Raw genomic sequence first — 11046 nt, 5'->3', positions numbered from 1 at the left:
ACTCGGCGGCCCGATAGTTGTCGCCTGACAGCTATGGAGTGGCCGCCGATCGCGCTGTGGTCGGGATTGAGTAGCGTGCAGGGCATGATCTCGAACGGCGCTGCGGGGCCTGCTGGGAACGAAGATGCGAACAGCTTCAGTGCTGAGGGCACGCTACAGACCGTGAGTCACGCAGGCTCTGTGGCGGGTATCGACACTGCGGATGCGCGGCTCTTGCGGATCGGGGAGAACGCGATCTTCCGGCTGCCTGGGCGGGTCGTCGCGCGGGTTGCTCGGACGTTGGCGTATGAGGTGGATGCGCGTAAAGAGGTTGCGGTAGCGCGTTGGCTGGAGTCCGAGGGGTATTCGGCTGTTCGGGCTTTGTCGATTGATCAGCCGGTTGTGGTGGATGGGCGGGTGGTGACGTTCTGGGAGGTGATCTCGGATGAGGACTCTTACGGTTCGACGGCTGAGGTTGCTTCGCTCTTGGTGCGCTTGCATCGGATGGAGCCGCCGCCGTCGCTTGGTCTGCCGGCGCTTCGGCCGTTCGCTCGTGCGGAGCTGCGTATTGATGTGGACAGGTGGCTCGGCTCCGATGATCGTGACTTCCTCCAGGAGAGGCTTGAGGAGCTGCGGGCGAAGTACGCCGATCTGAACTTCGCCCTGCCGCAAGGTGTGATTCACGGTGACGCGAGTGTCGGGAACGTTCTGCACGATCGTGAAGGCCGGCCGGTCGTGATTGATCTCGATGGGTTCGCGATTGGTCCGCGTGAATGGGATCTTGTGCTCACGGCGATGTACTACGACAGCTTCGGCTGGCACACCCGTGAAGAGTACGAGGCGTTCGTACGCGTCTACGGCTTCGATGTCATGGAGTGGCCGGGCTATTCGGTCCTGCGGGATGTCCGCGAGTTCCTGATGGTGACGTGGCTCAGCCAGAAGGCGCCTGGGGATGAGCGCGTGGCAACCGAGGTGCGAAAGCGCATTGTTGCGTTGCGGACCGGTGGAGCCAAGAAGGACTGGCAACCGTACTGATGGTCAGCTGGTTCCCGGCCGTGCCTGCTTCCAAAGTCCGAACTCGGTTGCCTGGTCGGTGAAGTCGCGTACGAGGGGTGTGGGGCCGATGCCGTCCAGGCCGGCGCTGAACTCGCGTACGTAGCTCACGCATCGCGCAGACTTGAGTTGCTCGCCCAGCCTGAGTGCGTTGAGCGCTACCTGGCACGCTTCTTCGGCGTCTCCGGCTCGTAGGTGGGCGTCGGCCAGGACCATCGTGGCGAAGAAGTCGCTTCGCTGGTAGGTGCCGTCTGCGCTACCGAGAGACTGAGTCGCGTACGCCGTGGCGTCTACCGGGCGGCCGAGGTCGCGGAAGCAGTGGCCGAACTCTGCGGCCAGCTCGGCTTCATCGAAGTAGCGGATCCACTCGGGGTCATCCTCCGGGTTCCGGCGTTCGAATGCCTTCACTGCCTCTGAGAGCGCGAGATCGCACCCGCGGGCGTCGCCGAGTCGTGCCAGCGCCCGTGCCTCCATGGCGTAGAAGTGGGCGCTCAGCGTTGGGGTGGCGGTCTTGGTGCCCACCTGGGCGGCGCGTGCGAGGTTGGCGGCTTCCTCGAAGCGTCCGATGAAGGTCGCCTGGTGGCTCATCGCGTCCAGGATGCTGCCGGCCAGGAGCCGGTTTCTGCCCGATTCGGCCAAAGCGAGTGCCTGGATGAAGTATCGCTGGGCTAGGCCGTGCAGGCCGCTGTCGTATGCCATCCATGCGGCGAGAAGGGTTGCCTCGGCGACTGCCGAGAACAGTTCTCCGCCGATTTCGTCGGTGAACTGGCCCGCCATCAACTGTGTGACGTCGGTCGCTAGGAACTGGATCAGTGCGTGCCGTGCATGTCCGCCGCCGAAGCGGTTGTCCATTTGGGAGAACATTTCGGTCGTGAGCTGGACGCGCTGCACGTCTGCTGCGCCGACGTCTCGGCCGTTGGAACTCGACGGTTCGATCGTCTTCGCCAGGAGCCATTTCAGGGACGCGTCGCTCCACGCCTGAACATCGACGCTGCCGTTAACGACGTGCCGCACATCTTTCAGGTCCGCGTTCCACAGACGTGTAGTGGTCTCCGCACGATCGGCTGATGAGGTGGGGAAGCCAAGGCCAAGGTCGGCGGGTATCGACTGGCCTGGGGCGAGATCCATGTCCGGCGGGCTCTGTGGGGCAAGGCCAAGAGTCATCCGCGCATGGCTGGGCATGTTCAGGCCCTCGGCGATGCGTTCCCAGGAGTCCAGAGCGGTGATGTTGCCGCGTCGACCATGGATGAGGTCGTTGATACGGCCTTGCCCCATGCCGGTTGCTGCGCCTAGCCGCGTCTGGCTGATCCCGTACTTTTGGGCGAAACCGAACAGGGGGCCTGCGGCTCGGTCCTGAAGTATCCGTTGAGTCGACTCGCGCCGCCACGCCTCATCGGGGATCTCGATGGGGTCGAAGGGCGATCGAGACACGGTCTGCTGGCCTTTCCTGCGCTGGCCTGGGCTTCGAATCCTATCCCCAACGGGGATAACCATCGGGAGTGTTTTGCGCACGGCGTGTGACAGATCGTATTCGTTATGAGTGACGAACAAGCCGTTGGGCAATGTCGGTCATGTGCTGGGCGCGGCTGGCGGCTGCGGTCTGTTCGGCGGGCCGTCCTGGTTCGAGCATCGGAGACCATCCCCACTGGTCCCGTCCGGACTAATTGCTGGCGGTGTCGGGGCACGGGTGAGGCTTCTCCGGCGGTCGTCCCGGTGACGATCGAGCCGAAAGCGTGTCCCGTGGTGCGGCGGCCGTGATGGAGGAGCCGCGCAAGGCGCTGTCCGTTCTCGCCGAGGCGGTTAAGACCGGGCGGCTGGTCCTCGGCCCCCCGACTGGTCCGAGGTGGAGATCGTTTCTGGCTGCGGCGGAGTCGGTGTCACAGGCACGTCGCTTTACCGAAAGCGCGCTTGCCAAGGTGGCTGAAACCGACGCTGACCATGTTGATGACGTGGTCCTGGTGGTCTCGGAGCTGATCACTAACGCCGTCCGCGAGGTCTCCAGGTTCAACCCCGCCCAGGGTGATGCAAGGCCGGTTCACCTGGGGGTCGCCGTCCATCCCCGGTGGACTCATCTGTTCGCGGTCGATACGGCCCCGGTCCTGCCTAAGGAAGCTCACAGGGGTCCGCTGGCGGGCTCGGGACGGGGCATCCCCATCATCAAGAGTCTCGCCGCGATGGTCTGGATCGAGCAAGCCAGGCAAGGCAAGACGATTCACGTCGTGATGACCCGTACCGGCGTTGAGCTGGCACCCCAGGACAGACAGGCCCTCAATCCCTGAACCGGTGCCACGACCTACCGCCGGCGGCATCTCCATATACGTCTCGGTCCTGAGTGTGCTGCGGCCATCACCGGAACCCCCCGAACCGGTGGAAGTGCCGCGGGGAAGCGGAGCCGCTCAGGACCGAGACCCCTCCCCTAATAGAAATTGGCGTACCGAGATGTCCCCTCACCCCCTCAACCGCCAGGACCTCGACGATGACGCACTGCTTCGACCACGCGAAGTCGCCGCCGTATTCGGTGTCCGTACGGCCACGATCGCCCGCTGGGCACGAGAAGGAAGACTTATCCCACTACGCACACCTGGCGGTCACCGGCGCTACCGCTCCATCGACGTCCGCAAAGTACTCCGCGGCACTGAGCCAGACGTAGACAGTGGTGAGCCGGACGAAGATGAGGACATGGTCCAGGACGCCGTACGGCTGTATGGGCAGGGCTGGAGTATCCGTCAGGTCGCCGACCGGTTCGAGTGCAGTTACGGCGTCATGCGCCGCATCCTCAACGGCCGCGTCACCCTCCGGACCCAAGGCGGCCTCCCACGGGCCTCTCGCTTCGGTGCGGAGATTTGACCTAGACACGGTGTACGCGGTGAGTAGTGGAGGGGTCGAGACTGTGGTGGTCTTCGTGACATCTGGGCTGGTGGAGCGTTAGCCTGCTTGTGCGGTCAAGCGCAAGAGCAGTCAGGCGGTCGTGATGGCAGACGTGGAGTTCCCTCTCCCGAAGTACGCGCGTGTGGTGACAGAGCTGCGCCGCCGTATCCAAGAGGGTGTCTACCGTCCTGGTGACATGCTCCCATCTGAGGCGCAGTTGGTCCGTGAGTTCGGGATCGGGCGCACCACGATCGTTCGGGCGTTGCAGATCTTGCAGAACGACGGCTGGATCACCCGTGAACACGGCCTGGGCTCGTACGCGAAAGCCCCGCCGGCCGCTGAGCGAAACTCCACCCGCCTCGGCCGCGCAGTCCTAGAACTGCCCGAGACGACCGACAACTTCTCCCTGCTACACGCCGGGCCGGCACCACTCCCCGCACCTGTCGCGAACCTGATCGGCACCGACGATGACACCGCGGTACTACGGCGGTGGGTGAGTCTGTACGAGGGCCGGCCGAGCGAGCTGGTCTCGTGCTGGTTCCCCTCCTCGGTCGCGGACGGAACCGACCTGGGCAAGCCTGATCCGCTGGCCGGTGGCATCCGCCAGCACCTCCAAGCGATCAATCACGCCCGTATCGATCACATCGTGGAACGTCTGTCCGCGCGGCTGCCTGAAGCCGGTGAAGCTGAGCTGTTGCAGATCGAGCCCACGGCGGCGGTGCTAGAAGTGGTCGCGACGGTGCGCGATGCCTCCGATGTGCTGTTGCTCATCGTCGCTGTCGTTCTGCCGGGTGACCTACACGAGCTTGAGGACTCCTACTCCGTCACGGACTGACCGTCGCCTGAGATGTGACCCACATCACTATACGATCACTTGTCCGGTCGAGTGATTGGGCATACTTTGAGATCAGTTGACCGGACAAGCGGTCATCCAAATAGGGAGTGGTGTTCATGGCACTTACCGGCGGCACGCGGTTCAAGGTCTCGATGGGCGAGGTGTTCCCCGCGGGCTGTGCTCTCGTTCCGGGCTCGATCACCGAGGCGCAGGACTATGACGAGCGGACGGGCCGGCGGTCTCCGGCCAAGGACAAGGTCACCGGTCAGCGCGTGTGGTCGTGCCGGGTGATCGACCTGGATCCGGAGCTGGACGGGCGTTCGCGTGAGGTCGCGGTCAAGATCCTCGCCGAGGTTCAGCCCGTTCCCCCGTCGGGGGAGATGTTCGCTCCGGTGGAGTTCGAGGGGTTGATGGTGACCCCGTACGCGAACGACAAGGGCCGGATGGCGTTCTCCTTCCGCGCCACCGCGATCGTCTCCCCTCGTGGTGGTAAGAACGCGGCGGGTCCTTCGGCCGGTAAGGCGGCTGCGTGATGGCGGCCGGTCGGATGTCTGCGCTGTCCCTGCCGATCGAGTCCCGCTCGGGCGCGGAGTTTCGCGCCTACGCCCGGCGTACTCCGGTCTTCACGCTGAGCGCGGGTCGGGTGCTGGTCTCCCTCACCCTGCCCGAGCGGCTGCGGGCCGAACACGTCCAGTTCGCTCGGATGCTGGCCGAACAGGCGACGGCGTACGCGATCGAGGTCGAGCGCCTGTACCGCAACGGTGGCGCGGCTCGGAGGGCGGCGTGATGAGTGGTGAGTCGAATGTGTCGGTCAACCTGGCGGACGGCGAGAAGCCGCAGGTGAACGTGTCGCTGTACCCCGATGGTGCGGCGCGGTTTGAGGCCAAGGTTCTGTCCAGCGGGGTGCCGCTGTTGAAGATCGAACACGGTTCCGCCGAGGTCCGGGTGTGGCCTCACGTGCCCACTCAGATCACCGGCAACGACGTCGCCACTGCTCGGCGGCTGGTCGCCTCGGCTACCGCCTACCTGGCCGAGGTCGAACGTATCCACGCCGAACGGGCTGCTACAGCCGCGTAACGGCAAGCGGGGCGGCCGGAAGCTCTCACCTTCCCGGCCGCCCCTTGGTCTTTCCCCTTGTGCATCGACCTGAGGAGACCCCTCGCATGTCTACCCGAAACAAGCGGCGGCGTTGCGTGGTCTGCCGCAAACCCCTCCCCGACGACTCCACCCGCGACAAGTGCCCACGCTTCTGCCAGCACCAGACGGTCCTGTTCCCACGGCGGCTCGCACTCCGCCTCGCCCGCACTCGTGGGGGTGGTCGGTGATGGGGGGCTGGGAGTTCCGCCGGTCCGCGCCCTCGGACAACGTCATGGTCCCGGCCACCTCGGATCCGTTCGAGTCCCCGAAGTGGGCGCCGCCGGTCTGGCACATGCCCCCGATGCTCGTGGTCATCGTCAACCTGGTCCGCGGCATCGTCGCCCTGGCCCTCGTTGTGATTCGCCACTGGGCCATCACGGCAACGGTCGCGGTCCTGGGCTGGTTGGCCTACGCGGCGGGCTGGCATGTCCTGGCGCTGCTGGCCGGCTGGGTCTCTCTCGGCCTCGGTACATGGGCGTGGTTCGGCTGGCCTTCGTTCCTTCGCCGGGTGCTGCGGCCGGCGCGTGCCCGCTGGCGGTACCTGATGGTGTATCGGCGAAACTGGCGGCCGGTGATGGTGATGTCCGGCCTGGCGTTCTACCGCAACGCCCGCGAGTACCTGCCTACGATCCTGCGGGTGGAGGTCACCAAGACCACCGACCGGGTCCTAGTCAAGATGCTCTCCGGGCAGGCTCCCTCGATTTGGGAAGACCACGTCGAAAACCTCGCGCACGGGTTCGGGTCGGTGACCTGCCGGATCCGTACGGCCAAGCGTCCGAACAGCCGGCTGCGGCGTAAGCGGGCCGGGCAGGACTGGCCGGGACATGTCTGGCTGGAACTGGTCCGCGATGACGCGCTGGGCAAGCCGTTGTCCGGGCTGCCGGTCGCGGCGGTCGAACATGACGTGGACCTGTCGCGGCTTCCGGTCGGGCGGCGTGAGGACTCCTCGCCGTGGCTGGTGCGGCTCCTCGGTACCCATCTGCTCATTGCGGGGGCGACCGGTGCGGGGAAGGGCTCGGTCCTGTGGAGCCTGGTGCGGGCGATGCTTCCGGCGATGCGGGCGGGCCTGGTCCAGGTGTGGGGGATCGATCCGAAGCGGATGGAGCTGGCGTTCGGGCGGGCCATCTTCAACCGTTACAGCGACGACACGAACGGCGGCATGGTCGAGCTGCTGGAGGCGGCCGTCACGGAGATGTCCAAACGAGCCGCTCGCTTCGGCGGGGTCACTCGCACGTTCCTTCCCACGTTGGCGGACCCGTTCATCGTGGTCATGGTCGATGAACTCGCCTTCCTCACGGCCTACTGCCCGGACCGTGATTTGAGGCGGCGGGCGCTGGCGGCGTTGTCGACGCTGACGTCTCAGGGCCGGTCGGTTGGTCTGTGTGTGGTGGGGGCGTTGCAGGACCCGCGCAAGGACGTCATCAACATCCGGAACCTGTTCCCCACAAGGATCGCACTGCGCCTGGATGAGTCCGAACAGGTCGACATGGTCCTCGGCGACGGCGCCTATGACCGCGGTGCACTGGCCGACCAGATCTCACCGCTCCCCGAGGTCGGCGCGGGCGTGGGTTACATCCGGCTAGAGGACACCCCGGATCCGGTGCGCGTCCGTGCCGGGTGGGTCTCCGATACAGATATCGCGGCGATGTCGGCCTACCTGGCGGAGGCCGCCTGATGACACCTCGAACACATCACCAGGAACCTGCCCCTGCACCGTGGCCGGCGGTGCTCCCCTCCTCGTGGGTGACGCATCTGACCTGCCCCACCTGCCATGCGCCCGATGCGTTGTTGGTCTTCGACGGTGTCGGCACCATCTGCGTCGAGTGCGGCGAGACCACCCAGACCTTGACCGTCGACGGAACGGAGGACGAATGACAGAACACGCGCCATCCGCACCGGGCAAGGTCCGTCCGCCGCTCGCGCGGGACCTGGTCAAGGCCGTCGCCATCGAACACGGCGTCTGCATCCGCCCCGTAGCGATGCGCCGCACCGACCTTTCAACCGGTGAGACCCAGATCGTGAACCTGCCGTGTGGGCACACGCTGGCGTCGGTGTGTCCGCCGTGTGCGGAACGGAAGCGGAAGATCCGGGCGACGCAATGCCGGGAGGGCTGGCATCTGGAAGACGAGCCGGTGATCGTGCGCGCGGACCCGGACGACGAACAGCGGTTCTGGATGGAAAAACGCGCCGAGGTCCAGGCCCACGCGGAGAAAACAGAAGCGGCAGGTCAGGATGCATCTGAGCTTCGTGAGCTGCTGGGGGAGATCAACGGCGAACTCACCCGGACGGGCGTGGTGGGCAGGATCCCGACCGAGGTCCCGGACCGTCCCAAGCGGTCCACCAAACGCCGCCAGGACGTCCCGGACCTGCCGCGTCGTCCCGTCTCGTCCCGGACGGTCGGCAAGGTCTACACCGCCCCGGACGGCAAGACCTTCCGTCCATCCCTGTTCGTGACCCTCACCCTCGACTCCTACGGGCGGGTGAAGACGGACGGGACACCCGTCGACCCGGCCACCTACGACTATCGGCGAGCCGCTCGGGACGCGCTGCACTTCTCCAAGCTGGTCGACCGGTTCGTACAGAACCTGCGGCGCTTCGTCGGCTATGACGTCCAGTACTTCGCCGCAGTCGAACCACAACGCCGCCTCGCCCCACACCTGCACATGGCGATCCGCGGCACCATCTCCCGAGCCGAACTGCGGCAGGTCGCGGCGGCGACTTACACCCAGGTGTGGTGGCCACCAACCGACACGGTGATCTACTCCGGGGCCCATCTGCCGTACTGGGACCACCGCGAACGGACCTACCTCGACCCGGACACCCACCAACCGCTGATGTCCTGGGAAGACGCTGTCGCGACCCTAGACGACGAGGAGGCCGAGCCATTGCACGTGGGACGGTTCGGACGGCAGATCGACGCCAAGGGCATCATGGCCGGCTCCCCGGACTCCAACCGGTGCATCGGCTACATCACCAAATACCTCATCAAAGACATCGCCGAATGCCACGAGCAAGGCACCCCGGCACAGACCGACCATGCAGACCGTCTCTTGGACGCGCTACGGCATGAGCCGTGCTCACCCGCGTGCGCGAACTGGCTCCGCTACGGCATCCAACCCAAAAGCGCCAAACCGGGGATGACTCCGGGCTACTGCAAGAACAAAGCACACCGCCGCGAATACCTAGGCTACGCAGGCCGGCGCGTCCTGGTCTCCCGCAAGTGGTCCGGCAAGACCATGGCCGACCACAAGGCGGACCGAAAGAACTGGGTCCTGGCCCGCCTCGCCGAGGCCGGTGTTTCGGCAACCGGACACCCCACCGAACCCGGCCGCTACGCCTGGGAACTCGCACCACCCGACCACCCCGACGTCGGACCCATCGAACAACGCCTCATGACCGCCATCGCCGAACGCCTCGAAATGCGCCGCCAACTTGACCAGGCCACCGCGAAGACAGATCTTTCGGCAACTCAGGAGGCGGCGTGAAAGGCGACGAGTTGATGACGGTAGATCAGATGCTCGTCGAGCTCGGCGGCGTCTCCCGGCGCACCTTCTACCGTTGGCGCGAAATCGGCCACGCCCCCGCCGGCCTCAAACTCCCCAATGGCGAGATCCGTGTATGGCGTAGCGAGTTCGCCTCCTGGCTTGAGAGCCTGCGGGAGGCGGCATGAAGTCGACCAATGTGCGGTTCTGGGACGTGCGCCGGAACAAGTCGAGCAAGACCGTTTCGTACGAGGTCCGATGGATCGTCGGCGGAAAGTCCAAGTCTCGTACGCGCCGGACCAAGGCCCTGGCCGAGAGCTTCCTGTCCGACCTTCGTCAGGCGGCCAGGCGTGGGGAAGCGTTCGATGTTGAGACCGGCTTGCCCACTTCCATGCTTCCCAAGGAAGTGCCGGTCACCTGGTACGAACTCGCCCGTGCTTACATCAAGGCCAAGTGGCCGTCTGCGGCGGGCGAGACCCGTAAGAGCACCCTCGACGCTCTGGCGACGGTCACCCCTGTGCTCGTCTCGACCACGCGAGGTGCCCCGGATGCGACGTTGCTCCGGCGGGCCTTGTTGCATTACGGGCTGAACCCGCCGCGGTGGGAGATCCCGGTTCCGGCCGAAGAGGCGGTGGCACTGAAGTGGCTCGCTGACCGGTCGCTCCTGGTCGCTGACCTCGCTGAGGCGGATGTCATCCGGTCGGCTCTCAACACCATCGCGGTTACGATGGCCGGTCGTCCGGCTGCGGCTACCACCGTTGCCCGTAAGCGTGCCGTGTTCTACAACGCGCTCAAGTACGCAGTGAAGGAACGCAAGCTCCTCGAAGCCAACCCCATCGACCAGGTGGACTGGAAAGCACCTGAGAAGACCGACCAGGTGGACCGGAGCGTGGTCGCCAATCCCGCCCAGGTACGGCAACTCCTCGCGTTCGTGACGTACGTCGGTCCGCTGGGCGGTCGTGGTACGCGTCTTCGCGCGATGTACGCCTGCATGTACTACGGAGGTCTTCGGCCATCGGAGGCGACGGGCCTACGGCGCCAAGACTGCGAACTGCCTGACCTCTGCGTCTGCGTCGGTGACTGCATTTGCGAGCTTCCCGTGTCAGCGTGGGGCCGGTTGACGCTGACCAAGTCACGGCCGGGGCCAGGCAGGCTCTATACCGACAGCGGACAGACCCACGATGACAAGGGCCTCAAGCGGCGACCGGTCGGTGAGAAGCGTGTGGTTCCCATCCCGCCCGAGTTGGTGCGCATCCTTATCTGGCACTTGGGGGAGTTCGGCACGGCAGACGACGGCCGGCTCTTTCATACCTCGACCGGTGGCACCGTCTCGGCTTCGGCGGTATGGCGGTTCTGGCGTTCCGCTCGCGTGCTCGGGTTCTCACCTGAGCAAGAGGCTTCGCTCCTCGTCGGTCGCCCGTACGATCTCCGGCACGCTTGCGCGACGCTGCTGCTCAACGCAGGTGTCCCGCCCAAGGAGGTCGCGCGTCGCCTGGGCCACAGCGTGGAGGTGCTGTGGAAGGTGTACGCGGGTTGCCTCGACGGTGACGAAGAACGGATCAACCGCATGATCGAGAAGGCGCTTGCCGCGTGAGAGGGACCGCGATGAGAGGGCTCCGGTTCATCCCGGAGCCTTTTCGGTTTTGCGGGTGCTCACCTGCGCAAACGCGCCGGTCTCATCCCACGTATATC

General features: G+C 65.7%; 13 protein-coding genes. 12 read left to right on the top strand and 1 reads right to left on the bottom strand.

What is annotated here, in order from left to right; all coding sequences use genetic code 11:
• Nucleotides 1-84 precede the first annotated feature (84 nt).
• Nucleotides 85-1014, top strand: coding sequence for an aminoglycoside phosphotransferase family protein (locus tag FB559_RS07695; RefSeq protein ID WP_141954773.1), 930 nt, complete (start codon nucleotides 85-87; stop codon nucleotides 1012-1014).
• Nucleotides 1015-1017: 3 nt separating this feature from the next.
• Here FB559_RS07695 and FB559_RS07690 read toward each other — a convergent pair whose 3' ends face one another.
• The gene (locus FB559_RS07690; RefSeq protein WP_221639917.1) at nucleotides 1018-2583 is read right to left on the bottom strand and encodes a helix-turn-helix domain-containing protein; all 1566 of its coding nucleotides are present in this window, start codon (nucleotides 2581-2583) and stop codon (nucleotides 1018-1020) included.
• A 206-nt stretch (nucleotides 2584-2789) separates the two neighbouring features.
• On the opposite strand from FB559_RS07690, the gene FB559_RS07685 reads away from it, so the two are divergent.
• The 11 genes from FB559_RS07685 to FB559_RS07640 all read left to right on the top strand — a co-directional run bounded on the left by FB559_RS07685 (nucleotide 2790) and on the right by FB559_RS07640 (nucleotide 10948).
• Entirely contained in the window at nucleotides 2790-3311 is a 522-nt protein-coding gene (locus FB559_RS07685) for an ATP-binding protein (protein WP_246122404.1), read from the top strand.
• Between the two features lie 160 nt (nucleotides 3312-3471).
• Nucleotides 3472-3879 carry a helix-turn-helix domain-containing protein gene (locus tag FB559_RS46435; RefSeq protein WP_141954769.1) on the top strand — a complete coding sequence of 136 codons (408 nt, stop codon included), beginning with the start codon at nucleotides 3472-3474 and terminating at the stop codon, nucleotides 3877-3879.
• A gap of 166 nt (nucleotides 3880-4045) precedes the next feature.
• On the top strand, nucleotides 4046-4735 hold the full coding sequence (locus FB559_RS07675; protein WP_246121404.1) for a GntR family transcriptional regulator: 690 nt from the start codon (nucleotides 4046-4048) through the stop codon (nucleotides 4733-4735).
• Nucleotides 4736-4851: 116 nt separating this feature from the next.
• Nucleotides 4852-5268 carry a transcriptional regulator gene (locus tag FB559_RS07670; protein ID WP_141954765.1) on the top strand — a complete coding sequence of 139 codons (417 nt, stop codon included), beginning with the start codon at nucleotides 4852-4854 and terminating at the stop codon, nucleotides 5266-5268.
• A 14-nt stretch (nucleotides 5269-5282) separates the two neighbouring features.
• A complete protein-coding gene (locus FB559_RS07665; protein WP_141954763.1) occupies nucleotides 5283-5522 on the top strand; it encodes a hypothetical protein in 240 nt (79 codons plus the stop codon).
• A gap of 17 nt (nucleotides 5523-5539) precedes the next feature.
• Nucleotides 5540-5812 (top strand): hypothetical protein, encoded by a 273-nt coding sequence (locus tag FB559_RS07660; RefSeq protein WP_141954761.1) that lies wholly within the window; start codon nucleotides 5540-5542, stop codon nucleotides 5810-5812.
• A 247-nt stretch (nucleotides 5813-6059) separates the two neighbouring features.
• Nucleotides 6060-7547: an FtsK/SpoIIIE domain-containing protein gene (locus FB559_RS07655; RefSeq protein ID WP_246121403.1), complete on the top strand. Its 1488-nt coding sequence runs from the start codon at nucleotides 6060-6062 to the stop codon at nucleotides 7545-7547.
• 68 nt (nucleotides 7548-7615) lie between these two features.
• Nucleotides 7616-7747: a YheV family putative zinc ribbon protein gene (locus FB559_RS46105; RefSeq protein WP_281286233.1), complete on the top strand. Its 132-nt coding sequence runs from the start codon at nucleotides 7616-7618 to the stop codon at nucleotides 7745-7747.
• The gene (locus FB559_RS07650; RefSeq protein WP_141954759.1) at nucleotides 7744-9357 is read left to right on the top strand and encodes a replication initiator; all 1614 of its coding nucleotides are present in this window, start codon (nucleotides 7744-7746) and stop codon (nucleotides 9355-9357) included. The genes FB559_RS46105 and FB559_RS07650 overlap by 4 nt, the downstream gene beginning before the upstream one ends.
• Nucleotides 9358-9371: 14 nt before the next feature.
• Complete coding sequence (locus FB559_RS07645; RefSeq protein ID WP_141961555.1) at nucleotides 9372-9542, top strand: helix-turn-helix transcriptional regulator; 171 nt, start codon at nucleotides 9372-9374, stop codon at nucleotides 9540-9542.
• Nucleotides 9539-10948 carry a tyrosine-type recombinase/integrase gene (locus FB559_RS07640; protein ID WP_141954757.1) on the top strand — a complete coding sequence of 470 codons (1410 nt, stop codon included), beginning with the start codon at nucleotides 9539-9541 and terminating at the stop codon, nucleotides 10946-10948. Before FB559_RS07645 ends, FB559_RS07640 begins: the two co-directional genes overlap by 4 nt.
• Nucleotides 10949-11046 lie beyond the last annotated feature (98 nt).

This window comes from Actinoallomurus bryophytorum, from assembly GCF_006716425.1.
GTDB lineage: Bacteria > Actinomycetota > Actinomycetes > Streptosporangiales > Streptosporangiaceae > Actinoallomurus > Actinoallomurus bryophytorum.
Note: the sequence above shows the minus strand (reverse complement) of the source record. Positions and strands in the feature narration are given on the sequence as shown.